Consider the following 25958-nt stretch of genomic DNA (forward strand, 5'->3'; position numbering starts at 1 on the left):
CATCCCCTTCCACCGCGCCGTCGTCACCGACCCCGCCTTCACCAGCGACCCCTTCACCATCCACACCCGCTGGATCGAGACCGAATTCGTCAACGCCATCCCGGCGTTCGTCCCTCCGACGGCTGACGGCGACGACGACGTCTCCGCCGAGCGGGAGTCGGTGGTGGTCGAGGTCGCGGGCAAGCGCCTTGAGGTCTCGCTGCCCGCCTCGCTGGGCATGACGCTGGCCCGTACCGGCCTCGCGGCGGGCGCCAAGCCGCAGCGCCGCGCGGTCAAGAAGGCGGGCTCCGCCGTCTCGGGCGACGCACTCGCGTCGCCGATGCAGGGCACCATCGTCAAGGTCGCCGTCGAGGAGGGCCAGGAGGTCAAGGAAGGCGACCTCATCGTCGTCCTCGAAGCCATGAAGATGGAACAGCCCCTCAACGCCCACCGCTCCGGCACCGTCAAGGACCTGTCGGCCGAGGTGGGTTCGTCCGTCACGTCCGGTGCCACCATCTGCGAGATCAAGGGTTGAGGAGTCACCCATGCTGAAGCAAGTCAAGCGTCTCGACCGGGTGATCATCCGCTTCGCGGGTGACTCGGGTGACGGGATGCAGCTGACCGGTGACCGCTTCACCTCGGAGACCGCCTCGTTCGGCAACGACCTCTCCACCCTGCCGAACTTCCCCGCCGAGATCCGCGCCCCCGCCGGCACCCTGCCGGGCGTCTCCAGCTTCCAGCTCCACTTCGCCGACCACGACATCCTCACCCCCGGCGACGCACCCAACGTCCTCGTCGCGATGAACCCCGCCGCCCTCAAGGCCAACCTCGCCGACGTACCGCGCGGCGCGGAGATCATCGTCAACACCGACGAGTTCACGAAGCGCCCCATGGCCAAGGTCGGTTACGAGACGTCCCCGCTGGAGGACGGCACCCTGGAGGCGTACCACGTCCACCCGGTGCCGCTTACGACGCTGACCGTGGAAGCGCTCAAGGAGTTCGGACTCCCGCGCAAGGAGGCCGAGCGCAGCAAGAACATGTTCGCGCTCGGCCTGCTGAGCTGGATGTACCACCGCCCGACCGAGTCCACCGAGGCGTTCCTGCGGCAGAAGTTCGCCAAGAAGCCGGAGATCGCCGAGGCGAACGTCGCGGCCTTCCGGGCAGGCTGGAACTTCGGTGAGACAACCGAGGACTTCGCCGTCTCCTACGAGGTCGCCCCCGCCACCACCGCCTTCCCGGCCGGCACCTACCGCAACATCTCCGGCAACCTCGCCCTGTCGTACGGACTGATCGCGGCGGGCCGACAGGCCGATCTGCCGCTCTACCTGGGCTCCTACCCGATCACCCCCGCTTCCGACATCCTGCACGAGCTGTCCAAGCACAAGAACTTCGGCGTGCGCACCTTCCAGGCCGAGGACGAGATCGCGGGCATCGGCGCAGCCCTGGGAGCCGCCTTCGGCGGCTCGCTCGCCGTGACCACCACCTCCGGCCCGGGCGTCGCCCTGAAGTCCGAGACCATCGGCCTCGCCGTCAGCCTCGAACTGCCGCTGCTGATCGTCGACATCCAGCGCGGCGGCCCCTCCACCGGCCTGCCCACCAAGACCGAGCAAGCCGACCTGCTGCAAGCGATGTACGGGCGCAATGGTGAAGCCCCCGTCCCGATCGTGGCGCCGAAGACCCCGGCCGACTGCTTCGACGCGGCCCTGGACGCCGCCCGGATCGCCCTGACCTACCGCACCCCGGTCTTTCTCCTGTCCGACGGCTATCTGGCCAACGGTTCGGAGCCCTGGCGGGTTCCCGACGCCGAGGAACTGCCCGACCTGCGCGTCCAGTTCGCGACCGTGCCCAATCACACGCTGGCCGACGGCACCGAGGTGTTCTGGCCCTACAAGCGCGACCCGCAGACGCTGGCCCGCCCCTGGGCCGTCCCCGGCACCCCGGGCCTCGAACACCGCATCGGCGGGATCGAGAAGCAGGACGGCACCGGCAACATCTCGTACGACCCCGCCAACCACGACCTCATGGTCCGCACCCGACAGGCCAAGATCGACGGCATCCAGGTCCCCGACCTCGAAGTCGACGACCTCGGCGGCGCCAACACCCTCGTGCTCGGCTGGGGTTCGACCTATGGCCCGATCACCGCCGCCGTCCGCCGGCTGCGCGCCGAGGGCGTGCCCATCGCCCAGGCCCATCTGCGCCACCTCAACCCCTTCCCGAGGAATCTCGGCGAGGTGCTGAGGCGTTACGACAAGGTGGTCGTCCCCGAGATGAACCTCGGCCAGCTCGCCACGCTGATCCGGGCGAAGTTCGTGGTCGACGCCCAGTCGTACACCCAGGTCAACGGAATGCCGTTCAAGGCCGAGCAGCTCGCGGAGGCCCTCAAGGAGGCCATCAATGACTGAGACGACGGCACGTACCCTGCTCTCCCTGGTTCCCAAGGCCGAGGCCAAGCAGTCCATGAAGGACTTCAAGTCGGACCAGGAGGTCCGCTGGTGCCCCGGCTGCGGCGACTACGCCGTCCTGGCCGCCGTCCAGGGCTTCATGCCCGAACTCGGCCTCGCCAAGGAAAACATCGTCTTCGTCTCCGGCATCGGCTGCTCCAGCCGCTTCCCGTACTACATGAACACCTACGGGATGCACTCCATCCACGGCCGCGCCCCCGCCATCGCCACCGGCCTCGCCACCTCGCGGCGCGACCTGAGCGTCTGGGTGGTCACCGGTGACGGCGACGCGCTGTCGATCGGCGGCAACCACCTGATCCACGCCCTGCGGCGCAACGTCAACCTCAAGATCCTGCTGTTCAACAACCGGATCTACGGCCTGACCAAGGGCCAGTACTCGCCCACCTCCGAGGTCGGGAAGATCACCAAGTCGACGCCCATGGGCTCGCTCGACGCGCCCTTCAACCCGGTCTCGCTGGCGCTGGGCGCGGAGGCGTCGTTCGTGGCCCGCACGGTCGACTCGGACCGCAAGCACCTCACCGAAACCCTGCGCCAGGCCGCCGACCACCCCGGCACCGCCCTCATCGAGATCTACCAGAACTGCAACATCTTCAACGACGACGCCTTCGAGGTCCTGAAGGACAACGAGCTGGCGCAGGAGGCCGTGATCCGGCTGGAGCACGGGGAGCAGATCCGTTTCGGCGCCGACCTGCACAAGGGTGTCGTCCGCGATCCGGCCACCGGCGACCTCCAGGTGGTCGAGGTGACCCCGGAGAACGAGTCGCGGATCCTGGTGCACGACGCGCACGCCGCGTCGCCGACCACCGCCTTCGCGCTGTCCCGCCTCGCCGACCCGGACACGCTCCACCAGACCCCCATCGGCGTGTTCCGCAGCGTGAACCGGGCCGTGTACGACACGCAGATGGCGGACCAGCTGGACCAGGCCATCGAGCAGCGCGGCAAGGGCGACCTCGCCTCCCTCCTCGCGGGCAACGACACCTGGACCGTCATCGGCTGAGGAACACAAGGCCCCTAGGGCCTGTCCGGTGGATCTGGCCGCCTTCGGTCCGGGCCGCCGTTTCGGTGCTGGTGAGCGGGGGGCTGGTGCGTGCAGCTGCAAGGCGGAGGAGGGCGGCGACGCGGAGCGTCGGCAACCGACGACAACGCGGCAGATGGGCGTGCCACACCCCCGCGTCCCAGGCAAGATCCACCGGACAGGCCCTAGGGGACGCAAAGGGATACGCGGGGCTGAAAACCAACCCCTGCCGTCAAACCGGGACTCCGGTTTGTTAGTGTCCTCCCGCCCACGCGTCTGGGGGGAGGGCACAGTAGTCGGCATGGCACGCACCCCCCGTTCCCGTCCCCTTCGGAGCACTTCCATGCCCCAGCACTGCCCGTTCGCCATCGACGCCTCCGGGGCCGACATCCACGGCGAGATCGCCCGTATCCGCGAGCGCGGCCCGGTCACCCGGGTCGAGTTGCCCGGCGGCGTGGCCGCGTGGTCGGTCACCAGCAACGACGTTCTCAAGAGCCTGATGACCGACCCGCGTGTCTCCAAGGACGCCGAACTGCACTGGCCCGCCTGGATCAACGGCGAGATACCGCGCACCTGGCCGCTGGCCATCTGGATATCGGTGCGCAGCATGATCACCGCGTACGGCGAGGAGCACAGCCGGCTGCGCAAGCTCACCAACCGGGCGTTCACCGCGCGCCAGACGGAGTCGCTGCGGCCGACGGTCGCGCGGATCGTCTCCGACCTCCTCGACAAGCTCGCGGACACCCCGCGCGGCGAGGCGGTCGACCTGCGCACGGCCTTCGCCGGGCCGCTGCCCGTACAGGTGATCTGCGAGCTCTTCGGTGTCCCGGACGCCTCCCGCGACCGGCTCTGCAAGCTGATCGACATCACCTTCCTGACGTCGGTGAGCGCCGAGGAGGCCGAGGCGAACGGGCGCGAACTGTACGCCGCGCTGCACGAGTTCATCGCCTACAAGCGCGCCGAGCCCGGCGACGACATGACCAGCGGCCTCATCGCCACCCATGACGAGGACGGCAGCGGTCTGACCGAGGTGGAGCTCGTCGACACCCTGCTGCTGATGATCTCCGCCGGGTTCGAGACCGTGGTCAATCTGATCGACCAGGCGGTGTACGCGCTGCTCACCCACCCCGAGGAGCTGGCCCGGGCCCGGCGAGGCGAGGTGGCCTGGGAGGACGTGGTCGAGGAGACCCTGCGCTGGGAGCCGCCGGCCGCCCATGTGCCGCTGCGGTACGCCGTGGAGGACATCGAGGCCGGGGGCGTGCTGATCCGCAAGGGCGAGCCGATCCTGGCCGCGCTGGCCGGGCCCGGCCGCGACCCCGAGGTGCACGGGGACGACGCCGACCGGTTCGACCCGTCGCGCCCCCTGCGCCGCGAGCACCTGGCGTTCGGGCACGGCGTCCACTTCTGCCTGGGCGCGCCGCTGGCCCGGATGGAGGCGACGGTCGCGCTCTCCGCGCTCTTCGAGCGCTTCCCGGACGTGGCCCTGGCCAAGCCCGGTGAACGCCTGCCGCAGCTGCCGTCGTTCATCTCCAACGGCCACCAGGAGCTGCCGGTCCTGCTGAACGGCTGACCTGGCCGAGGCCCCGCGCGCCACCTACGTACTACGTACGTAAGGGCGCCTGACGGCCCGCGCTCACGCGAAGGCGCTCGCGTGGGCGCGGGCCCAGTCGGCGTACGAGCGCGCCGGGCGGCCGGTCAGTTCGCGGACCGTGTCCGACACCCCGGCCTTGGCGCCCGCCCGCTGGCGCTCGGCGCTGTCGAGCAGCGCCTCGGCCACCGGCTCGGGGTAGCGCTTCAGGAGCGCCGCGCGGGCCCGTTCACGGCCCAGTTCCTCGAACTTCAGCGGTCTGCCCAGGGCTTCGGAGAGCCGCTCGGTCTGCTCGACGGCGGTGACCGCCGCCGGGCCCGACAGGGCGTACCGGGCGCCCTCGTGCGCCTCGGGCTCACTGAGCACCCGTACCGCGACCTCCGCGATGTCACGGGGGTCGACGGTCGCGTTGGGCGCGTCCCCGTACAGCGCGCGCACCACGCCCTCGGCACGCACCGAGGGCGCCCAGGACAGGGTGTTGGTCATGAACGCCCGGGGCCGCAGCAGCGTCCAGGCGAGGCCCGACTCCCGTACGGCCGTCTCGTTCTCGCGCTGGCGACGCGTGATGAGGTCGGTCGCGTCCGGGTCGGCGACGGCGAGCGCGGAGAGCTTGACCAGATGGCGCACCCCGGCCGCGCGGGCCGCCGCCACGAAGTGGGCGTCGTCGGGCTCGGTCATGCTGTTCGTCACCAGGAAGGCCGCGTGGACGCCGTCCAGCGCGCGCTCCAGGCTGTCGCGGTCGCCGTAGGCGCCGGGCACGACCTCGACGGCCGGGCCCCGCTCCGTCACCCGTTGCGGGGTTCTGGCCAGGATCCGCAGCGGGCCGCGGGCCGCGAGCAGCCGGGCGACCTCGCGCCCCACGGTCCCGGTCGCGCCGGTCACCAGAATCATCCGAGCCTCCGTCAACTTCCTTGTGCTGCCGACAGGGTGGCGAGGAAGACCAGACTGTCGTCCTGGTGGCCGGTGACCTGCACGGCGCGCGTACCGGGCCGCGCGTCCGGCACGTCGGACACCTGGATCCAGCACGTCGTGCCGAATTCGGCGTACCGGTGGAAGGCTATGCCGCCCGCGAGCGGGACGAACGGCGCGGGTCCGAGCGCCGCGCAGGCCGCCTGCCGGGCCGCCTCCAGGAGCAGCATGCCGGGTATGTGGTCGTTGGGGCGCTGGAAGAGCGTGGGGTGCGTGGTGTCGACGCGCAGCCGCCAGACGCGCTCCTGCGGGAACGGCGCGAGCACCACATCCTCGGCGCGGGAGCGGCCCGCGAGGTCGGCGGGTACCGGCGGCGGCAGGTGCTCCAGGACGCCGGGGAACTCCTTGTCGCCGCGCAGCCTGCGGTAGACGCCGGGGCTCAGGATCCGGGCGCGGCCGTTTCCAGTGGCCACCAGCCGGCCGCCGCGCCGCAGCGTCCAGTCGACCTTCAGCTGGGTGAGCCTGCCGCCGCGCCATTCGAGCTGGGAGAAGTCCAGCTCGACATCGATGAGCGCCTGCGCGCCACCGACGTCCAACTGGTCGGCGTGGCCCTCGTATTCGAGGTCGGTGAGCATGAAATGCCAGTCGAGCGGCACTCCGTACCCCGCGTGCACGATGAGCATCGCGGACTGGCGCATCGTCTCCACGACGAGCAGCGGGTCGTGCAGAGCCCCGGAGACTGGCTCGAAAAAGACGTGGTCATGGGGCCAGCTGGCGGTGACCGAGAAGGTATCGTCACCGCGGCGCCGCCAGCCGCGCGGGAACGCGTCGGCGGGCCGGGCCCGGTGGACCAGGTCGGGTGAAACGGTGTGCGCAGGGCCGCTGTTCAGGGCGTTTGCGGCCGCGGTGCCGGATATGAGCTGGGCACCGGTCAAGACTGCCTGCGTTTTGGGCATGCTCCCCCCAGGGGCGTGTACCGAAAGACCGTAGTGGCGCGTCCCCTGATAAGATACAAACTAGACGGTTTTTTTCAAGACATGGGGGCGGGCGGCCCCGGAAAGCTTCACCGCGCTGACATCGCGGCGATACAACGAGGAGGCAGCGTGGCGAAGCAGGACCGGGCGATCCGTACCAGGAGGGCGATCCTGGAGGCCGCGGCCATGGTCTTCGAGAAGCAGGGGTTCCAGGCCGCCACCATCACGGACATCCTGAAGGTCGCCGGGGTCACCAAGGGCGCCCTCTACTTCCACTTCCAGTCGAAGGAAGCGCTCGCCCACGGGGTCCTCAGCGAGCAGGGCTCGGGCCCCGGTCTCCAGCCGCAGCCGATCAAGCTCCAGGAACTCATCGACGCCGGCTCGATCCTCGCGCACCGGCTCCGTACCGACCACCTGGTACGGGCGAGTGTCCGCCTCACGCTCGACCAGCAGGCCCACGGCCTGGACCGCAGCGGGCCGTTCCGGCACTGGAGCGAGGCCAACGCCGAACTGCTCACCGTGGCGCAGCAGCGCGGCGAGCTGCTGCCCAACGTGGTCATCTCCGACACGGCCGAGCTGTACGTGGGGGCCTTCGCGGGGCTGCAGATGATGTCGCAGATCCTCAGCGACTACCAGGACCTCTCGCACCGCCACTCGGTCATGCAGCGCCACATGATGTCCAGCATCGCGGTGCCGTCGGTGCTCGCGGCCCTGGACTTCGCCGAGGACCGCGGCGCCCGCATCTCCGCCGAGCTGGAAGCCGCCGAGCGCGAGGCCGCCGCGGTCTGACCTCCGGCGGCGGCCCGCCCGCGGCGATCAGGGGCTACTCGCCCGACTCCGGCTCGGGCTCCGGCTGGCCCTGGTTGGGGATCGCCCCGCCGAAGCGGCGGTCGCGCTGGGCGAACTCCAGGCACGCGCGCCACAGGTCGCGGCGGTCGAAGTCCGGCCACAGCACGTCCTGGAAGACCATCTCGGCGTAAGCGCTCTGCCAGATCAGGTAGTTGGAGGTGCGCTGCTCGCCCGACGGGCGCAGGAACAGGTCCACGTCCGGCATGTCGGGGTAGTACAGGTACTTCGCGAAGGTCTTCTCGTTGACCTTCGACGGGTCCAGGCGGCCCGCCTTCACATCCTCCGCCAGCGCCTGCGCGGCGTCCGTGATCTCCGCCCGGCCGCCGTAGTTCATGCAGAAGTACAGCGTGAGCCTGTCATTGTCCTTGGTCTGCTCCTGGGCGACCTGGAGCTCCTTGGCCACCGACTTCCACAGCTTCGGCATCCGGCCCACCCAGCGCACCCGGATGCCCAGCTCGTCGAGCTGGTCGCGGGTCTTGCGGATGAAGTCGCGGTTGAAGTTCATCAGGAAGCGCACCTCGTCCGGCGAGCGCCGCCAGTTCTCGGTGGAGAAGGCGTACAGGGAGATGCTTCCCACGCCCATCTCGATGGCGCCCTGGAGCACGTCGAGGACCCGCTCGGCGCCGATCTTGTGGCCCTCGGTGCGCGGCAGCCCGCGCTCCTTGGCCCAGCGCCCGTTGCCGTCCATGACGACCGCCACGTGCTTGGGCACCAGCTCGCCGGGGATCTTCGGCGGGCGCGCGCCCGACGGGTGCGGCTCGGGGGTCGTGTACTCCCGGCGGGACCGGCCGCCCAGGATTCCGCGTCGTGCCATGTGGAGTTCTTCTCCCTCAGTTCTTCTCTACGTACCGCAGTGAGCGCAGGCCGCGCTCCAGATGCCAGTGCAGATAGGCCGACACCAGGCCACTGCCCTCCCGCACGTGCCTCGGCTCGCTCGCGTCGGCCGTCACCCAGTCCCCCGTCAGCAGCGCGCTCAGCAGGGCGAGCGCCTCCGCAGAGGGTACGACGCTGCCGGGCACCCGGCAGTCGGCGCATATCGCTCCGCCGGCGGCGACCGAGAAGAACCGGTTGGGCCCGTGGATGCCGCACTTCGCGCAGTCCTCGAAGCTCGGCGCGTAGCCGTTGACCGCGAGCGAGCGGAGCAGGAAGGCGTCCAGGACCAGGCCGGGCGCGTGCTCGCCGCGCGCCAGGGTGCGCAGCGCGCCGACGAGCAGCAGATACTGCTGCACGGCGGGCTCGCCCTCGTTGTCGGTGAACCGTTCCGCCGTCTCCAGCATGGCCGTACCGGCGGTGTACCGGGCGTAGTCGGTGACGATGGCGCCACCGTACGGAGCGATCGTCTCACTCTGGGTGCACAACGGCAGCCCCCGGCCGACCAGTTCGCTGCCGCGTGCGAAGAACTGCACGTCGACGTGCGAGAACGGTTCGAGCCGCGCCCCGAACTTGGACTTCGTCCGGCGCACTCCGCGGGCGACGGCGCGCACCCGCCCGTGCCCGCGGGTCAGAAGCGTGATGATCCGGTCGGCCTCACCGAGCTTCTGGGTCCGCAGCACGATGCCGTCGTCCCGGAAAAGACTCATGGGCCCATTGTTTCACCGGTTCCCCGGCGCCCGGACCGCCGTACGGAACCGGCCTCTCAGGACGGCGTGCGGGCCGCCGCGAGCAGCCGTGAGACGTCGTCCGCGCACAGCTGGAGCGCGCCGCCGACCGTCGTCAGGACCTCGCGCTCGGCCGGGCTGTACGGGCCGTCGGCGAGCGCGATACGGGCGCCCTGGAGCAGGATCGACTCACGGCCGGCCGGGGCCAGGTGCGGGGCCAGCGGCTCCAGGGACTCATGGAGCTCGATGGCGAGGGCGGCGCCGCACGGGTCGGCGTCGGTGTCGGCGAGGTAGCGGCCGGTGTCGGCGGCCAGCGCCTCGATGAGGGCGATCAGCTGCTCCTCGGTGCAGTCGTCGTACCCGGCGGCGCGGACCGTGGCGGCCGCGGTGGCCGTGACCGTACGGGAGGAGGTGCCGCCGGCGGCGAGGACGGCGAGCGCGACGGTGTGGACCGCGTCCCGCAGCATCGCCGAGAAGCGGGTGGTGGTCGGGTGGTCCAGGGCGTCCATGCCGAAGTGGCTCTCGCAGGCGGCGCACTCGACGACGGGCCCGGCGTCCCCGCGCGAGAACAGCGGCACCCCGAACACGGCGAGCCGCCTGCGGCCGGTCCTGCGCCGGAAGTTGCGGTCGCCCCCGCACTCCGGGCAGAAGAAGTCGCCGTCGCCGACGGTGTTCCAGGATGTCCGGATCGCCCACACTCGTACGAGGATGCCTCGGGCGCGAGGGTTCGAACCGTTGTATCCCCGGCCTTGCACCACCGCGCACCTCCGTAACGGTCCGGCAACACTGCCGCGTTGACGTGATGTTAGCCACACCGACGAGGCGACGTCAGCACCCCGTAGGGAGGAGTGGCGCAAAGACGGCGCCCCACCGCCCGTACCGGGCCGGTGGGGCGCCGCAAACCCTCCGCAGGGGGTGTCAGCGCGCGGCGCGGTTGACCGCCGAGACGACCGCCTTCAGGGACGCGCGCGTGGTGTTGGCGTCGATGCCGATGCCCCACAGCACCTGGCCGTCGATCGCGCACTCGATGTACGAGGCGGCCTGCGCGGACGCGCCCTCGCTCATCGTGTGCTCCTGGTAGTCCAGCAGCCGCGCGTCCACGCCGACGGCCGCCAGCGCCTCGAAGAAGGCCGAGATCGGACCGTTTCCGGTACCGGTCAGAACCGTCGGCACGCCGTCCACGGCCGCCTCGACGGTCAGCGTGTCCCGGCCGTCCTTGTCGGTCGTGGTCTGGCCGGATCGCAGCTGGATGCGGCCCCACTGGTTGGCCGGATTCGGCAGGTACTCGTCCTGGAAGACCGACCAGATCTGGCCGGGCGTGACCTCGCCGCCCTCGGCGTCGGTCTTCGCCTGGATGATCTTCGAGAACTCGATCTGCATCCGGCGCGGCAGGTCCAGCTTGTGGTCGTTCTTCAGGACGTACGCGATACCGCCCTTGCCCGACTGCGAGTTGACCCGGATGACGGCCTCGTAGGAGCGGCCGACGTCCTTGGGGTCGATCGGCAGATACGGCACCGCCCACTCGATGTCGTCGACCGTGACGCCCTTGGCGGCCGCGTCGGCCTCCATGGCGTCGAAGCCCTTCTTGATGGCGTCCTGGTGGGAGCCGGAGAAGGCGGTGTAGACCAGATCGCCCGCGTACGGGTGGCGCGGGTGGACCTCCATCTGGTTGCAGTACTCGCTGGTGCGGCGGATCTCGTCGATCTGCGAGAAGTCGATCTGCGGGTCGACGCCCTGGCTGAACAGGTTCATGCCCAGGGTGACCAGGTCGACGTTGCCGGTGCGCTCGCCCTGGCCGAACAGACAGCCCTCGATGCGGTCGGCCCCGGCCATGATCGCCAGCTCGGCCGCCGCCACCGCCGTACCCCGGTCGTTGTGCGGGTGCACCGACAGGCAGACGAACTCGCGGCGGGTCAGGTTGCGGCTCATCCACTCGAACCGGTCCGCGTGCGTGGACGGCGTCGAACGCTCCACCGTGGCGGGCAGGTTGAGGATGATCTCGCGGCCCTCCCCGGGCTGCCAGACGTCGCAGACCGCCTCGCAGACCTCCAGGGCGAAGTCCAGCTCGGTGTCGGTGAAGATCTCCGGGCTGTACTGGTAGCCGAAGGTCGTCTCCGGGCCCAGGATCTTCTCCGCGTACTCCATCACCAGCCGGGTGCCGTCCACCGCGATCTGCTTGATGTCGTCCTTGGAGCCGCGGAAGACGACCCGGCGGAAGGTGGGGGCGGTGGCGTTGTACAGGTGCACGGTGGCCCGGTTCGCGCCGCGCAGCGACTCGACGGTCCGCTCGATCAGGTCCTCGCGGGCCTGGGTCAGGACGGAGATCGTCACGTCCTCGGGGATCGCGCCCTCTTCGATGATCGAGCGTACGAAGTTGAAGTCGGTGTCGCCGGACGACGGGAAGCCGACCTCGATCTCCTTGTAGCCCATGCGCACCAGCAGGTCGAACATCTCGCGCTTGCGGGCGGGCGACATCGGGTCGATCAGCGCCTGGTTGCCGTCGCGCAGATCGGTGGACAGCCAGCGCGGCGCCTTGGTGATGCGGCGCTCGGGCCAGGTGCGGTCGGGGATATCCACGGCGTCGTACGTGCCGTACTTGTGGATCGGCATCCCGGACGGCCGCTGGGTGTGGGTCGCGTTGGTGATCGGCGTGGGGCGGCCGGCGAAGGTGTGTTGCGTCATTGCGAAGGGCTCCTCGGGGGTCCTGCGACTGGGGGTCCCCCTGCTCCTCAAGAGCTTGGGGGAGGCCGACTGCAGAAGCGCAACACCAGATCCCGCGGGGAGGGGGTCGGCCTACGACTACAGGCCCTCGCCGCGGCAGCTAAGGAGAAGCAGCCCGAAACGCATGATGTGCAGAAGAGTAATCGAGCGGCGGCGGGGTGGCAGTCCCGTTTCAGTATGCGGGACGCCTCGGGTGACACCAGGGACGAAAGCCCCAAGGGGGACTGTCCGCCCTTGTCGGAACCAATCATGGTGGCGGGTAGTGACAGCCTTGTGACCCGGTGCCACATTGTCGCGACATGAACGCGCATACACCCGCCTTCTGCACCATCGTTCCCCCACACGTCTTCGACCGGCTCCTTGGGGCCGAGGACCCCGCGCTGTGCGAGAGCGCCCGCAGGACACTCGTCGCGGACGCGGCCCAGCGCACCTCCCGCCGCGTGACCACCGTGCTCGGCGCGCCCGCCGTCGCCCCGCCCCAGGGCGCGGCCGCCGACCAGCCGCACCGCACCGTCTGCGACGCCCGGCACGGCACCGCGCTGCCCGGCACCGCGGTGCGCCACGAGAGCGACAAGCCGGTCCAGGACGCCACCGTCAACCGCGCCTTCGACGGGCTCGGCGCGACCTTCGACCTCTACCTCAAGGCGTACGGGCGGAACTCGATCGACGGCGCCGGAATGCCGCTGGACGCCACCGTGCACTTCGACAACCAGTACGACAACGCCTTCTGGAACGGCTCGCAGATGGTGTTCGGGGACGGCGACGGCCGGATCTTCCTGGACTTCACGCTCCCCGTCGACGTCATCGGCCACGAGCTGACCCACGGCGTCACCCAGCACACCGCGAACCTCACGTACTTCGGCCAGCCGGGCGCGCTCAACGAGTCGATGTCGGACGTCTTCGGCTCGCTGATCAAGCAGTACACGCTCGACCAGGACGCACAGGACGCCGACTGGCTCATCGGCCAGGGCCTGCTCGCCCCGGGGGTGACCGGGACGGCGCTGCGCTCGATGAAGGCGCCGGGCACGGCGTACGACGACCACGTCCTCGGCAAGGACCCGCAGCCCGCGACGATGCAGAACTACGTCACCACCGGCCGCGACAACGGCGGCGTCCACATCAACTCCGGCATCCCCAACCACGCCTTCTACCTGGTCGCCGAGGCGCTCGGCGGCAAGGCGTGGGAGCGCGCCGGGCAGATCTGGTACGACGTGCTGACCGGCGGCGAGCTGGGCAAACAGGCCATGTTCACGGACTTCGCCCGGCTGACGGTGGCCGCCGCGCAGGGCCGGTACGGCGACGGGGAGGAACATCAGGCCGTTCTCAAGGCCTGGTCCCAGGTCGGCGTGGCTTCCGGCTGACGCGGACCCGGAGCACTGCTAGACAGGGACCATGCGAATCCAGGTGACCCGCACAGGAGGTTTCGCCGGTATCGAGCGCCGGGCCGAGGTGGACACCTCGGGCCGGCCCGATGCCGCCGAGTGGGAGGCCCTGGCCGAGGCGGCGCTCGCCGACGGCCGGGCCGAGCCGTCCACAGGCGTGCCGGACGGCTTCCATTACGAGATCACCGTCGACGGCCGCACGGTCCACTGCGAGGACCCGCACCTGTCGGAGGCCCAGCGCACCCTCGTCTCACGGGTTCTCAAAGAAGGTGCGTAGCCGGTCCGCCAGTTGCTTTGATGCGGAGCATGACGACACGCACTTCCAGCCTCGAACTCCTTGAGCGCTACTACGACTCGGTGCCGCGCGCATCGGCCCGGGCGGAGGACTTCGGTCCGCTGACCCTCTTCGTACGGGAGGGAGCGGGCTGGCCGTTCTACGCCCGGCCGACCCTCGACCACCCGGGCCCGGTCTCGGCCGCCGACGTGGACCGGGTCCGGGCGCGCCAGCGGAAGCTCGGGATACCGGAGGCGTTCGAGTGGGTGGACGAGGTGAGCCCGGGGCTGCGGGCCGCCGTGGAGGCGACGGGGCTCACCGTCCATGAGCACCCGCTGATGGTGCTCGCGGCCAACGCGCCGGACGCCCCGGCCCACCCACTGGTGCGGATGCTCGGCGCGGACGACCCGCTGCTGCACGCGGCGCTCGTCGTGCCGCACCTGGCGTTCTCCGCGCCCGGTACGGCGGTGGGCGCGGCCGGTCCGGCGGAGCTCAGCGCCGAGATCACCGCGCGGGTCGGCGACGGCCGGGCCGAGCAGGTCGCCCAGCGCATCCGTGACGGCCTCAGCGCGGTGGCGGCGGCCGTGGAGGACGGGCTTCCGCTCTGCTCGGGCATGCATCAGCCGGTGGGCGGTGTGACGGAGATCGTCGGCGTCGGCACGCTTCCGGCTGCGCGGCGGCGGGGGCTTGGCGAGGCCGTCACGGGGGAGCTGGTGCGGGATGCGCGGGCGCGGGGCGCGGCCACGGTGTTCCTGTCGGCGGGCGACGAGGATGTGGCCCGTATTTACGGTCGGCTCGGGTTCGTGCGGGTCGCTACCGCGCTCATTGCCGAGGGGTAGTTCGGCTGCGGACCGGTGGGGGCTGGTCGCGCAGTTCCCCGCGCCCCTTAGATGGGCCCTTCGGGCCCTCCTTCAGGGGCGCGGGGAACTGCGCGAGCAACCCAGCACGGTCCGCGGACGAAGAATCAGGCCGCCCGCCCAGGGCTTTCGGGAAGGGGCGGGGTGGGGGCTAGAAGCCCAGCTTCCGGAGCTGCTTCGGGTCGCGCTGCCAGTCCTTCGCGACCTTCACATGAAGGTCCAGGAACACCGGCGTCCCCAGCAGCGCCTCGATGTGCTTGCGCGACTTCATGCCGACCTCCTTGAGCCGCTTGCCCTTGGGGCCGATGATGATCCCCTTCTGGCTGGGCCGCTCGATGTAGACGTTGGCGTGGATGTCGAGCAGCGGCCGGTCCGCCGGGCGGTCCTCGCGCGGCAGCATCTCCTCGACCACCACCGCGATGGAGTGCGGCAGCTCGTCGCGTACGCCTTCGAGCGCGGCCTCGCGGATCAGCTCGGCCACCATGACCTGCTCGGGCTCGTCCGTGAGGTCGCCCTCCGGGTACAGCGCCGGGCCCTCGGGCAGCAGCGGGACCAGCAGGTCAGCCACCAGCTGGACCTGCTGGTCGCCGACGGCGGAGACCGGCACGATCTGCGCCCACTCGAAGCCCAGCTCCTCACCGAGCCGCTGCACGGCGATCAGCTGCTCGGCCAGCGCCTTGGAGTCGACCAGGTCCGTCTTGGTGACGATCGCGATCTTCGGGGTCTTCTTGATCCCGGCGAGTTCCTTGGCGATGAACTTGTCGCCGGGGCCGAGCTTCTGGTCGGCGGGCAGGCAGAAGCCGATCACGTCGACCTCGGCCCAGGTCGTACGGACCACGTCGTTCAGGCGCTCGCCGAGCAGCGTGCGCGGCTTGTGCAGGCCCGGCGTGTCGACCAGGATCAGCTGGGCGTCGGGGCGGTGCACGATGCCGCGGACCGTGTGCCGCGTCGTCTGCGGACGGTTGGAGGTGATCGCCACCTTCTGTCCGACCAGAGCGTTCGTGAGGGTGGACTTGCCCGCGTTGGGGCGGCCGACGAAGCAGGCGAAGCCGGCCCGGTGGGGGGCGTTGTTCTCAACAGTACGAGCGCTCATGCCGCCCATTCTCCCCGATCCGCACGGCCCCGCCGCACGCGCCCGGCGCGCACTCACGATCGCCGCGCCCGCACCCGCCGCAGCCGCCACCCCACGACACCCGCCGCGAGCGCCGCCACCAGCGCGCCGACCGCCGGCCAGGGCAGCGCGAGGAAGGAGGCGCCGCCGGAGCCGGTGGTGTCCTTGGCGCTCGCGGTGAGGGAGACATCACCCCAGTCCAGCTGGGGCGAGCCCGACCACGGTTCGCTGAGGCGGACCGTCTGGCCGGGCAGCAGCTCGGCCGGGATCCGGGTCAGGGCGCGGCTCAGGAGCGTACGGCCGAACAGGCCCTTCGCCTTGAGCTCGACCTTCGGGTTGAGCGTGACGTTTCCCCGGTTGTGCAGGGTGTACGAGATGACGGTCCGGCTGGTGCCGGTGCCGGGCACCAGGGGGCGGTGCTGGGCGAGCGAGACGTCCTCGACGGCGAGCGCGGGCACCGCCGGGCCGCTCACCCGCAGATAGACCCGGGCCCCGACGGCCTGCTGGACGCCCATGGCGAGCTGTCCGCTGCCGGCCGCGATCCTCTCGTCGAGCGCGACCAGCGCGCCCGGGTGATCGCCGGGTTCGGCGTCGGCCGGGACGGTGACGGTGAACGGCACGGTGACCGAGGCGTGCGCGGGGACGGTGACGACCGAGCGGTCCGGCCTGGTCCAGGCGCCGACACCGCGCTGGGTCTCGCGCTGGGTGCGCACGGCGAACCCGCCGTCGCGTTCGGTGTTGTACGCGTCGGCCCCGTAGAGCCGGAAGGTCATGGGCGCGGCGGTCTTGTTGGTGACGGTCACCTTGTCGGCCAGCGTGGTGCCGGGCGCGGCCGAGAGATAGAAGTACGGGCGCTGGGCGGCGGCGGTGGAGGTGGGGAAGACGGCCCAGTTGCCGTTGTCGGCGGCCCGCGCGGGCGGGGCGAGCAGCAGGACGGCCGCGGCGAGGAGGAGTGCGTACAGCTTGCGCACGGTCAGGGACCCCCGGGGACGGGTGGGCCGGCCGGGTGCGCGCCCGGCCCACGGGTTGATGCGTGGCGGCTCAGGCCAGCGTGAGCGTCAGCACACCCGCGTACGTGCCGGGTGCGGTGTACGCCGGGACGGTCAGCGAGACCTTGGCGTCGACGGTGAACTCACCGCCGGTCAGCGCCGCGTTGGGCGTGGTCGCGAGCGTCGCGCCCGCGCTGCCCACGGTGCCCGCCGAACCCGCCGCACAGGTCGACGGGGAACCGGCCTTGGTCGCGCAGGCCGGGGTCCAGCCGAGCTTCGAGGCGTCGATCCTGGCCCCGGCGGGGCCGGTGAAGTCGGTGACCTTGCCGGTCAGGGACCAGCCCGCGGGGCCGCCGCGGAAGTCCTGGACCGTCACCGTCTTCAGCGAACCGTTGGAGGCGCCGCCCTTGCCGAAGTCGACGGCGTCCATCGAGACGGCGTCACCGGCCTGGGTCATGGAGAGCGTGCCCGCCTTGACCGCGGAGCTGAGCTTCTGACTGTTCGGCGGCGTCGGGGTGTTGTCGACGACGGTGTACGCCGCCGGGCCCGCGCCCTTGTCGTCGCTCCAGCTCGCGCCCTCATAGGCGACGACGCCGCTGGTCGACTTGTCGTTGACCGTCAGGGCGGTGGAGAACGCGCCCTGCGCGTCCGCCGTCACGGTCGTCCTGTCCGCGGTCTCGGCGGCCCCGGCGCGGCCCGCGACCGTCACGGTCGCGCCCGCGGTGAACTTGGACCCGGTGACGGTGACGCTGTCGCCGGGCTTGCCGGAGGCGCTGCCGAGCCGGACCGCCCGCTGGTTGGTCTGGCCACCGCCGGTCGCGGTGACCGTCTCGGAGACGGGCGCGGGCGGGTTGGTGACCGTACAGGGGGTGTCCAGCTCCATGACGTAGCTGGTGTGGATGTTGTAGTCACCGGGCGAGAGGGTGATCGCGCCGGGTGCGGTGACGGTGAACGTGCCGGTCATGGAGAACGCCGGGAACGCGCCCTTCCCCGGTACCGGGTCGTTCTTCTTGGGCCCGGCGACCGTGACGGCGCCGGACTGCGCGCCGCCCAGGGCGACCTTTCCGGTGGGGGTCATGATGTCGGCGGGCAGCGCGATGTCCACCGGGTTGCTCGCGGCGGGCTTGGTGACGGTGTACGTCACGGTCACCGTGTCGCCGACCTTGGGGGTGGCCTTGTCGACGGTGATCTGGGCGGTCGTGGTCCCGTCGATCGGCGGGATGCCCGCGATGGGCGGGGGTACGCAGTGTGTGGCGAAGTCGACGGGCGTCGCGGCCAGGGCCTGCGCGGGCGCGACGAGCGCGCCCGTTCCGGCCATGAGCGCGGCGGCGCCCAGTACGGCGGCCCAGTTGCGCCGTCTTCGTGGCGAAGGCATGACTGCCCTCCTCTGCGATAGCGGCACAGCGCGGCTCGGCTGCGCCTCTGGCAGGGGCCATTGACGAGGGGGCGCGAAGAGAAGTCAATGGAATCGAAATCCATTGACTGATGGGCCATCAGATACTGTCAAGATCGGAGTTTACGCAGGTCAGGCGGCACGGCCCGCTGGCGCGGTGCTTGACTGCGGGCCAGTGGGGGCAGTGGGGGCTGGTCGCGCAGTTCCCCGCGCCCCTTAAGGGGCGGAGCCACAGAGCGGGGTGCAGGGGCCGCAGGCCCCGCCAGGGATGCAGTCCCCGCCAGGGGTGCAGGGGGCGGAGCCCCCGCCAGGGGTGCAGGGGCCGCAGTCCCCGCCAGGGGTGGAGGGGCCGCAGTCCCCGCCAGGGGTGCAGGGGGCGGAGCCCCCGCTTCCTTGGGGGGTCCGGGGGCGTAGCCCCCGGGAAACCCCCCTCTCCCCCTTCACCCCCACCCACCCCCGGAGGGTTAAGGGAACGGGCGGGGTGGGGGGATCACACCGGTGCCACGGACCGCAGGGCCCCGTCCGGCCCCGCCACCAGCACCGGCGTCCCCGCCCCGCCCAGGTCCCGCACCGCCGCCCGGTCCTCGTCCGACGCGGCCGCCGCCTCGGTGACCACGGCCGCCGCCTCCAGGGACTTCGCCCCGCTCGCCACCGCCATCGCGACAGCCGTCCGCAGCGCGGACAGCTTCAGCGAGTCCAGCTCCACGGTCCCGGCGACATACGTACGCCCGGTCTCGTCGCGCACGGCCGCGCCCTCGGACACCCCGTTGCGGGCCCGGGCGCTGCGCGCCAGCGTGATGATCTTGCGGTCCTCGGGGTCGAGTTCGGTGCTCTGAGTCATGCCCCGAGCATAAGGAGCGCCGTCGCGGCCGCTCAGCCCGCCACCGGGTACATCGAGCCGCGCCGCCCCTCGGGCGAGGTCAGCCACTCCAGCTTGGCCGCCGTGTCGGCCTTGGGCAGCGGTGTGTGCAGCACGATCGTGAGGTCCGGCCGGGCGGGCACGCGCAGCGGAGTGGACTCCACGAACAGCGTGCCCACCACCTCGTGCTGGAACTCCTTGCGGACCTGTCCGGCGGGCACGATGTCGCGCCGTTCCCACAGTTCGGCGAACTCCGCGGACAGCCGCGTCGCCTCCTCGATCACCGCCGCGAACCCCTCGTCGCCCGGCCGCTCCGAAGAGGCGGCCCGGTACTGGGCGACCACGTTCCCCGCGATCTCCTCCCAGCGCGCCGAGCGGGCCCGGTAGAGGGGGTCGGTGAAGAACGCGATCAGGCAGTTCTGCACGATCTCCGGCCGCATGCCCAGCACCAGCGCGGCCGCGTCGTTGTACATCACCGTGTTCCAGTACGCGTCCATGATGTGCGCGGGGAACGGCATCCAGGCGTCGATCAGCCGTTGCAGCCCCTGGCACATGTCGACGTCGGCCGGATCGACCTCGGGCGCCGGCGGGTTGAGCCCGGCCAGCACGTACAGATGGCGGCGCTCGGCGCTGGTGAGCTTGAGGACCCGCCCCACCGAGTCCAGGACCTGCGGGGAGACCGTGATGTCGCGGCCCTGCTCCAGCCACTGGTACCAGGAGACGCCCACCCCGGCGAGCACGGCGACCTCCTCGCGGCGCAGGCCCGGGGTGCGCCGGCGGGCGCCGCCGTCGGGCAGTCCGGCCTGCGTCGGGCTGATCCTGGCCCGGCGGTTCATCAGGAACTCGCGCAGCTCCGTGCGGCGCGAGGCGTTGCCGATCGGCGTGGCCACGTACGTACTCCCCCTCGTCGACTGCCCGTTGGCGCCACCGGTCGTGCCTGGTGGTGCCACCAACAGGATAAGTTCCCTCTCTCCACGGGCATTCCCGGGCGGCCAGGCTGTGGCCATGGCAATCGACACCCACACCGCATCGGCCACCGCGCCGGTGCTCACGCAGGACCCGGAGGACAGCCGGCTCTCGGGCCGGGCGAAGCTGGTCCTGTTCGTACTCTGCGCCGCCCAGTTCATGGTGGCGCTCGACTTCTCCGTACTGAACGTGGCCCTGCCCGTCCTCGGCGACGACCTGGGCCTGAGCCGGTCCGCCCTGCAGTGGGCGGTCACCGCCTTCGCCCTGCCGTCCGGCGGCTTCCTGCTCCTGTTCGGCCGGATCGCCGACCTGTTCGGCCGCAAGAAGCTGTTCCTGACCGGGCTCGCCCTGTTCGGCGCGGCCTCGCTGCTCGCCACGCTCGCCTGGGACCCGGCGTCCTTCCTCACCGGGCGCGCCCTGCAGGGCCTGGGCGCCGCCGTGATCGTGCCGACCGGCATGTCCCTGCTGACCACCACCTTCCCCGAGGGCCCGCAGCGGGACCGGGCGCTGGGCATCAGCGGCACCCTGCTCTCGCTCGGCTTCACCGTCGGCATGGTGCTCGGCGGGGTCATGACCGACACGCTGGGCTGGCGCTCCACGATGGCGCTGCTCGCGGTCGCCGCGGTGATCGTCCTGGCCCTCGCCCCCGGCCTGCTGCCCGAGTCCCGCACCACGGGCGAGCGCCCGCGCCTGGACGTGCCCGGCGCGGTCACCGTCACCGGTGGTCTGCTCGCGGTGATCTACGCCCTGTCGACGGCGGCCCAGCGCGGCTTCGGCGGCGTGGACGTCTGGGGCACGCTGGTCGTCGGCGTCGCGCTGCTCGCCGCGTTCGTCGCGGTGGAGTCGAGGGCGGTCGCCCCGCTGGTCTCGCTGCCGATGCTGAAGCGCCGCACCGTGGCGTGGGGCAACCTGGCCGGTCTGGTCACCTTCTCGATGATGTCGACGGTCATCTTCGTGCTGACCCTCTACCTCCAGGAGGTGCTGGGTCTGTCGTCCTTCGAGACCGGTCTGGTCTTCGGCGTCCAGGGCGTCCTGTCGGCCGTCGCAGGCTCCCTCGCCCCGAAGGTCATCGGCCGCTTCGGCGCCCGCCGCACGCTGGTCGGCTCGCTGCTCGGCCAGGGCCTGTTCATCGCCGCGCTGCTCGGCATCGGCACCGGCTCGGGCGCGCTGCTCGCCACCGCCGCCGTCTCGCTGGCCAGTATGTGCCACCTGGGCGCGATCATCTCGTACGGACTGACCGTCACCAGCGGGGTGCCGGACGAGGAGCAGGGCCTGGCGACCGGTCTGGTCACCACCACCCAGCAGGTCGGCATCACGATCGGGATCCCGCTGCTCGGCGTCCTCGCCACCACCGGGGACAGCCTGTTCGACGGGGTGCGCACGGTCCTGCTCATCGACGCGGTGATCGTCGTCGCGGCGGCGGCCCTGGTGGCCCTCGGCCTCGGCCGCCGGGCCGCCCAGTGACTCAGGGCCGGTCGAGCCTGAGCCGTTCGGCCTTCGGGAGACCGGCCACCACCAGGTCGTACGAGTCCTCGATCAGCTCCCGGACCAACCGGTCCGGGAGCTGGTCCACGTCCACCGTGTTCCAGTGCCGCTTGTTCATGTGCCAGCCGGGCACGATCGCCGCGTACTCCTCGCGCAGCCGCACCGCGTCGTCCGGGTCGCACTTGAGGTTGGCGGTGAGCGGCTTGCCGCCCAGGTTGCTCAGCGCGAACATCTTGCCGAGGACCTTGAAGACCGAGGTCTCCGAGTCGAACGGGAACTCCTCGGTCGCCGCGTTGAACGCGAGACAGAAGGCCCTGAGCTCCTTGGGCGTCATACGTCGTCGTCCTCCTTGTGGACCGGCACGGGCTCGACGAGGACCGTGACGATCTTGTTCCGGCGGCCCGCCGGGGACTCGGCGGTGAGCCGCAGCGCCCGCCCGTCCGGCAGGTCCACCACGGCCGTGGCGCCCGCGATCGGCACCCGGCCGAGCGCCTTGGCGAGCAGCCCGCCGACCGTCTCCACGTCCTCGTCGTCGTACTCGTCGAGCCCGAACAGCTCGCCGAGGTCGGTGATGTCGAGCCGCGCGGTGACCCGGAAGCAGCCGCCCGGCAGTTCCTCGACCGGCGGCAGCTCCCGGTCGTACTCGTCGGTGATCTCCCCGACGATCTCCTCCAGGATGTCCTCGATGGTGACGATGCCGGCCGTGCCGCCGTACTCGTCGATGACCACCGCGACATGGTTGCGGTCCTGCTGCATCTCGCGCAGCAGATCCCCGGCGTTCTTGGTGTCGGGCACGAACACGGCGGGGCGCATGGCCGTCGACACCAGGTCCGCCTCGGAGTCCCGGTTGATGTGCGTCTTGCGGGCCAGGTCCTTGAGGTACACGATCCCGACGATGTCGTCCTCGTTCTCGCCGGTCACCGGGATACGGGAGAAGCCCGAGCGCAGCGCGAGGGTGAGCGCCTGACGGATCGTCTTGTAGCGCTCGATGCAGACGAGGTCGGTACGGGGCACCATCACCTCGCGCACCAGCGTGTCGCCCAGCTCGAAGACCGAGTGCACCATACGGCGCTCCTCGTCCTCGATCAGGGACTCCTGCTCGGCGAGGTCCACCATCGCCCGCAGCTCGGCCTCGGAGGCGAACGGGCCCTTGCGGAAGCCCTTTCCGGGCGTGAGCGCGTTGCCGAGGAGGATCAGGAGCTGCGGGACCGGGCCCATGATCCTGGCGAGCGGCAGCAGTACGTACGCGGCCGCCGTCGCCGTGTTCAGCGGGTGCTGGCGGCCGATGGTGCGCGGCGAGACGCCGACGGCCACATAGGAGACGAGCACCATCACCGCGATGGCGACGACCAGCGCCGTCCAGGTCTCACCGAACTCGTTGAGACAGACGTATGTGACGAGCACCCCGGCCGCCATCTCGCAGGCGACCCGCACCAGCAGGGCCACATTGAGATAGCGGGTCGGGTCGGCCGCCACCTGGGCGAGCTTCGCCGCCCCGCGCCGCCCGGACCGTACGGCCTCGGCGGCCCGGAACGACGACGTACGGGCGATCCCGGCCTCCGCGCAGGCGGCGAGCCAGGCGACCACGACCAGGGCGACCGCCCCGAAGAGCAGTTGCCCGGTCATGAGACGGTCGGCGCCGGGGAGGGGCCGGTGAAGCCCTTCTCCGCCCGCCAGCCGTCCACGATCGCCGCCTGGAGGCCGAACATCTCGGCCTTCTCGTCCGGCTCCTCGTGGTCGTAACCCAGCAGGTGGAGCACCCCGTGGACGGTCAGGAGCTGGAGCTCCTCGTCCATCGAGTGCCGCGTCGGCGCGTCCTCGCCCTGCTTGGTGGCGACCTCGGGGCACAGCACGATGTCACCGAGGAGCCCCTGCGGGGGCTCCTCGTCGTCCTTCATCGGCGGACGCAGCTCGTCCATCGGGAAGGACATGACATCGGTCGGACCGGGCAGGTCCATCCACTGGATGTGCAGTTGCTCCATGGCCTCGGCGTCCACGACGATCACCGAGAGCTCGGAGAGCGGGTGGATCCGCATCCGCGTGAGCGCGTAGCGGGCGATGTCGAGGATCGCCTGCTCGTCGACCTCGGTTCCGGACTCGTTGTTGACGTCGATCGACATGGTGCGCTCTGACTACTTCCCGTTGCGGTCCTGCTGGCTGTCGTACTTCTCGTACGCGTCGACGATACGGCCGACGAGCTTGTGCCGGACGACGTCCTGCGACGTGAGCCGGGAGAAGTGGACGTCCTCGACACCCTCCAGGATCTCCTGGACCTGGCGCAGCCCGCTCTTCGTGCCGGTCGGCAGGTCGACCTGGGTGATGTCACCCGTGATGACGATCTTCGAGTCGAAACCGAGCCTGGTCAGGAACATCTTCATCTGCTCGGCGCTGGTGTTCTGCGCCTCGTCCAGAATGATGAACGCGTCGTTGAGCGTACGACCGCGCATGTACGCGAGCGGCGCCACCTCGATGGTCCCCGCCGCCATCAGCCGGGGGATGGACTCCGGGTCGAGCATGTCGTGCAGCGCGTCGTAGAGCGGGCGCAGATACGGGTCGATCTTCTCGTAGAGCGTGCCCGGCAGGAAGCCGAGCCGCTCCCCCGCCTCGACGGCGGGCCGGGTCAGGATGATCCGCGTGACCTGCTTGGACTGCAGGGCCTGGACCGCCTTCGCCATGGCGAGATAGGTCTTTCCGGTACCGGCGGGGCCGATGCCGAAGACGATCGTGTGCTTGTCGATCGCGTCGACGTACCGCTTCTGGTTGAGGGTCTTCGGCCGGATCGTGCGACCACGGCTGGAGAGGATGTTCTGGGTCAGCACATCGGCCGGGGTCTCGTGGCCGTCCTCCGCCCTGCCGTTCCCGCTCGCCCTGAGCATGGCGATCGAGCGTTCCACTGCGTCCTCCGTCATCGGCTGACCGGTGCGGAGCACCAGCATCATCTGGTCGAACAGGCGTTGGATGAGCGCGACTTCCGCCGGGTCCCCCGTGGCACTGATCTCATTGCCCCGGACATGGATGTCGGCCGCCGGGAAGGCCTTCTCGATCACGCGCAGCAGCGAGTCGCCGGATCCGAGCAGCATCACCATCGGGTGCTTGGCAGGGACCTTGATCTGGGCACTCGCCTGCGGCTGTGTGGGTGTCTGAGTCATGGGCCGGCTCTGTGGCCTGCACATACCTCCCGTTGCAGGGTTCTCGCTGCTCGACAACCTCTGGATTACCAAGCCTACGACCTGCCACTGACAGGGCCGAGGGGTTTTCGAGGGGTGTTCGAGCCGGGAGCGTACCCGGGCCACTCAGCGGTCCGGGGCCACTTAAGGGGCGCGGGGAACTGCGCGACCAGCCACGCACGGTCCGCAGCCGAACGCCCGCCCCACCGGGCACTCACGCCGGACGGCGGAAGCCGATCGTCGGGACAGCGCGGCGCAGGGGCCACGGCCGGGCCGCGCCGGGAAGCAGGGCCTGAAGGAACTCGTAGCGGCGCAGAGCCTCGGGGTCCTGCCCCGGCCGCGTGCGGACGGCCTGCCACCACCCCGCGATCTCCGCCCACCCCGGCGCCGACAACGACCCCCCGAACTCCTGCACCGACAGCGCCGCCGTCAGCCCCGCGAACGCGAGCCGGTCCGCCAGCGGCCACCCCGCCAGCGTCCCGGTCACGAACCCGGCCACGAAGACATCGCCCGCCCCCGTGGGATCGAGCGCCTCCACCGCGATCGCGGGCACCTCGGCGGTCTCCCCGGTCGCCCCGTCCACCGCGTACGCCCCCTCCGCGCCGAGCGTGACCACCGCGACCGGCACCTTCTCGGCCAGCGCGCGGGCGGCCGCGCGCGGGCAGTCGGTGCGGGTGTAGCGCATCGCCTCGGCCGCGTTGGGCAGGAACGCCTCGCAGTGTTCGAGCCCGGCCAACCCCGCCAGGTCCCAGTGCCCGGTGTCGTCCCAGCCGACGTCGGCGAAGATCCGCGAGCCGCGCCGGGCGGCGTCCTCGATCCACTCCTCGCGCCGCCCCGGCACCAGCGAGGCGATCGCGGCACGCGCGCGTGGCGGACAGGCGGGGGCGGACTCCTCCGGGGGCGCCTCGTGGCCGTGCGAGACCATCGTCCGCTCGCCCTCGTACGCCATCGAGACGGTGACCGGCGAGTGCCAGCCGGGCACCGTCCGCGACAGCGACAGATCGATGCCCTCGCCCTGCTCCAGCGCGTCCCAGCAGTACTCGCCGTAGTGGTCGTCGCCGAACGCCGCCGCCAGTGAGGTGCGCAGGCCGAGCCGGGACAGCGCGATGGCCATGTTGGCGACCCCGCCGGGGCTCGATCCCATGCCGCGCGCCCAGGACTCCGTACCGCGCACCGGGGCGGAGTCGAGGCCAGTGAAGATGATGTCGAGGAAGACCGTGCCGGTCAGGAAGACGTCGCAGTCCGGGTCCCGGGGCCGGCGCACCTTGTCCAGCGGGTCGACACCGGCACTGTGGCCCGAGGGGGCGTACTGGTCGCTCTGCTCTCTGCGGGATGTGGTCACGGCGGGCTCCCCGTTCGCGTACGGATCTGGCCAGTGTG

25 protein-coding genes are annotated in these 25958 nt (G+C 71.1%); 9 read left to right on the top strand and 16 right to left on the bottom strand.

Annotated features, from left to right (window positions below; translation table 11 throughout):
* From ACGFRG_RS11680 to ACGFRG_RS11695, 4 genes are all read left to right on the top strand, one after another.
* Positions 1 to 514 (top strand): biotin/lipoyl-containing protein (locus ACGFRG_RS11680; protein WP_361434238.1); only part of this gene is annotated, 514 nt, incomplete at its 5' end.
* A 10-nt stretch (positions 515 to 524) separates the two neighbouring features.
* Complete coding sequence (locus ACGFRG_RS11685) at positions 525 to 2381, top strand: 2-oxoacid:acceptor oxidoreductase subunit alpha (protein WP_393263322.1); 1857 nt, start codon at positions 525 to 527, stop codon at positions 2379 to 2381.
* Positions 2374 to 3438: a 2-oxoacid:ferredoxin oxidoreductase subunit beta gene (locus ACGFRG_RS11690; protein ID WP_393263324.1), complete on the top strand. Its 1065-nt coding sequence runs from the start codon at positions 2374 to 2376 to the stop codon at positions 3436 to 3438. The genes ACGFRG_RS11685 and ACGFRG_RS11690 overlap by 8 nt, the downstream gene beginning before the upstream one ends.
* Positions 3439 to 3799: 361 nt before the next feature.
* Positions 3800 to 5026: a cytochrome P450 gene (locus tag ACGFRG_RS11695; protein ID WP_361434055.1), complete on the top strand. Its 1227-nt coding sequence runs from the start codon at positions 3800 to 3802 to the stop codon at positions 5024 to 5026.
* A gap of 63 nt (positions 5027 to 5089) precedes the next feature.
* On the opposite strand, the gene ACGFRG_RS11700 is transcribed toward ACGFRG_RS11695, so the two are convergent.
* Complete coding sequence (locus ACGFRG_RS11700) at positions 5090 to 5935, bottom strand: NAD(P)H-binding protein (RefSeq protein ID WP_393263326.1); 846 nt, start codon at positions 5933 to 5935, stop codon at positions 5090 to 5092.
* A gap of 11 nt (positions 5936 to 5946) precedes the next feature.
* The gene (locus tag ACGFRG_RS11705) at positions 5947 to 6888 is read right to left on the bottom strand and encodes a ScbA/BarX family gamma-butyrolactone biosynthesis protein (protein ID WP_393263328.1); all 942 of its coding nucleotides are present in this window, start codon (positions 6886 to 6888) and stop codon (positions 5947 to 5949) included.
* 168 nt (positions 6889 to 7056) lie between these two features.
* On the opposite strand from ACGFRG_RS11705, the gene ACGFRG_RS11710 reads away from it, so the two are divergent.
* Positions 7057 to 7716 (top strand): ScbR family autoregulator-binding transcription factor, encoded by a 660-nt coding sequence (locus ACGFRG_RS11710; RefSeq protein WP_361434049.1) that lies wholly within the window; start codon positions 7057 to 7059, stop codon positions 7714 to 7716.
* 34 nt (positions 7717 to 7750) lie between these two features.
* On the opposite strand, the gene ACGFRG_RS11715 is transcribed toward ACGFRG_RS11710, so the two are convergent.
* The 4 genes from ACGFRG_RS11715 to leuA all read right to left on the bottom strand — a co-directional run bounded on the left by ACGFRG_RS11715 (position 7751) and on the right by leuA (position 12056).
* A complete protein-coding gene (locus ACGFRG_RS11715) occupies positions 7751 to 8590 on the bottom strand; it encodes an isoprenyl transferase (protein ID WP_361434047.1) in 840 nt (279 codons plus the stop codon).
* A gap of 16 nt (positions 8591 to 8606) precedes the next feature.
* Positions 8607 to 9356, bottom strand: a complete 750-nt coding sequence (recO, locus tag ACGFRG_RS11720; RefSeq protein ID WP_361434045.1) for a DNA repair protein RecO — start codon at positions 9354 to 9356, stop codon at positions 8607 to 8609.
* Positions 9357 to 9412: 56 nt separating this feature from the next.
* Positions 9413 to 10132: a TerB family tellurite resistance protein gene (locus tag ACGFRG_RS11725; RefSeq protein WP_393263331.1), complete on the bottom strand. Its 720-nt coding sequence runs from the start codon at positions 10130 to 10132 to the stop codon at positions 9413 to 9415.
* A 160-nt stretch (positions 10133 to 10292) separates the two neighbouring features.
* Positions 10293 to 12056, bottom strand: coding sequence for a 2-isopropylmalate synthase (gene leuA / locus ACGFRG_RS11730; RefSeq protein WP_393263333.1), 1764 nt, complete (start codon positions 12054 to 12056; stop codon positions 10293 to 10295).
* 338 nt (positions 12057 to 12394) lie between these two features.
* Between leuA and ACGFRG_RS11735 the strand changes: the two genes are divergently transcribed.
* The 3 genes from ACGFRG_RS11735 to ACGFRG_RS11745 are packed head-to-tail and all read left to right on the top strand — an operon-like array spanning position 12395 to position 14590.
* Positions 12395 to 13456, top strand: a complete 1062-nt coding sequence (locus ACGFRG_RS11735) for a M4 family metallopeptidase (RefSeq protein WP_361434039.1) — start codon at positions 12395 to 12397, stop codon at positions 13454 to 13456.
* A gap of 31 nt (positions 13457 to 13487) precedes the next feature.
* Positions 13488 to 13754 (top strand): protealysin inhibitor emfourin, encoded by a 267-nt coding sequence (locus tag ACGFRG_RS11740; RefSeq protein ID WP_361434037.1) that lies wholly within the window; start codon positions 13488 to 13490, stop codon positions 13752 to 13754.
* A 29-nt stretch (positions 13755 to 13783) separates the two neighbouring features.
* Complete coding sequence (locus tag ACGFRG_RS11745; RefSeq protein WP_361434035.1) at positions 13784 to 14590, top strand: GNAT family N-acetyltransferase; 807 nt, start codon at positions 13784 to 13786, stop codon at positions 14588 to 14590.
* Between the two features lie 169 nt (positions 14591 to 14759).
* Here ACGFRG_RS11745 and era read toward each other — a convergent pair whose 3' ends face one another.
* From era to ACGFRG_RS11770, 5 genes are all read right to left on the bottom strand, one after another.
* On the bottom strand, positions 14760 to 15701 hold the full coding sequence (era, locus tag ACGFRG_RS11750) for a GTPase Era (RefSeq protein WP_361430099.1): 942 nt from the start codon (positions 15699 to 15701) through the stop codon (positions 14760 to 14762).
* Positions 15702 to 15754: 53 nt separating this feature from the next.
* The gene (locus ACGFRG_RS11755; protein ID WP_393263336.1) at positions 15755 to 16690 is read right to left on the bottom strand and encodes a WxL protein peptidoglycan domain-containing protein; all 936 of its coding nucleotides are present in this window, start codon (positions 16688 to 16690) and stop codon (positions 15755 to 15757) included.
* 70 nt (positions 16691 to 16760) lie between these two features.
* Complete coding sequence (locus tag ACGFRG_RS11760) at positions 16761 to 18083, bottom strand: beta-xylosidase (protein ID WP_361430096.1); 1323 nt, start codon at positions 18081 to 18083, stop codon at positions 16761 to 16763.
* Between the two features lie 508 nt (positions 18084 to 18591).
* Complete coding sequence (locus tag ACGFRG_RS11765) at positions 18592 to 18942, bottom strand: cytidine deaminase (protein ID WP_361430094.1); 351 nt, start codon at positions 18940 to 18942, stop codon at positions 18592 to 18594.
* Between the two features lie 32 nt (positions 18943 to 18974).
* Positions 18975 to 19796: a helix-turn-helix transcriptional regulator gene (locus ACGFRG_RS11770; RefSeq protein WP_361430108.1), complete on the bottom strand. Its 822-nt coding sequence runs from the start codon at positions 19794 to 19796 to the stop codon at positions 18975 to 18977.
* A gap of 169 nt (positions 19797 to 19965) precedes the next feature.
* Here ACGFRG_RS11770 and ACGFRG_RS11775 point away from each other — a divergent pair, with 169 nt between their 5' ends.
* Positions 19966 to 21390 carry an MFS transporter gene (locus tag ACGFRG_RS11775; protein ID WP_393263338.1) on the top strand — a complete coding sequence of 475 codons (1425 nt, stop codon included), beginning with the start codon at positions 19966 to 19968 and terminating at the stop codon, positions 21388 to 21390.
* A gap of 1 nt (position 21391) precedes the next feature.
* Here the strand turns inward: ACGFRG_RS11775 and ACGFRG_RS11780 are convergent, their stop codons facing one another.
* The 5 genes from ACGFRG_RS11780 to ACGFRG_RS11800 form a co-directional block, all read right to left on the bottom strand.
* The gene (locus ACGFRG_RS11780; RefSeq protein WP_361430091.1) at positions 21392 to 21745 is read right to left on the bottom strand and encodes an MmcQ/YjbR family DNA-binding protein; all 354 of its coding nucleotides are present in this window, start codon (positions 21743 to 21745) and stop codon (positions 21392 to 21394) included.
* Positions 21742 to 23037: a hemolysin family protein gene (locus ACGFRG_RS11785; protein ID WP_361430089.1), complete on the bottom strand. Its 1296-nt coding sequence runs from the start codon at positions 23035 to 23037 to the stop codon at positions 21742 to 21744. The genes ACGFRG_RS11780 and ACGFRG_RS11785 overlap by 4 nt, the downstream gene beginning before the upstream one ends.
* The gene (ybeY, locus tag ACGFRG_RS11790) at positions 23034 to 23531 is read right to left on the bottom strand and encodes an rRNA maturation RNase YbeY (protein ID WP_361430088.1); all 498 of its coding nucleotides are present in this window, start codon (positions 23529 to 23531) and stop codon (positions 23034 to 23036) included. Before ybeY ends, ACGFRG_RS11785 begins: the two co-directional genes overlap by 4 nt.
* A gap of 12 nt (positions 23532 to 23543) precedes the next feature.
* Positions 23544 to 24560 carry a PhoH family protein gene (locus ACGFRG_RS11795; protein WP_361430087.1) on the bottom strand — a complete coding sequence of 339 codons (1017 nt, stop codon included), beginning with the start codon at positions 24558 to 24560 and terminating at the stop codon, positions 23544 to 23546.
* A 232-nt stretch (positions 24561 to 24792) separates the two neighbouring features.
* Positions 24793 to 25920, bottom strand: a complete 1128-nt coding sequence (locus ACGFRG_RS11800; RefSeq protein ID WP_361430085.1) for a PfkB family carbohydrate kinase — start codon at positions 25918 to 25920, stop codon at positions 24793 to 24795.
* Between the last annotated feature and the right edge of the window lie 38 nt (positions 25921 to 25958).

This window comes from Streptomyces sp. NPDC048696, assembly GCF_043198895.1.
In the GTDB taxonomy this organism is placed as follows: domain Bacteria; phylum Actinomycetota; class Actinomycetes; order Streptomycetales; family Streptomycetaceae; genus Streptomyces.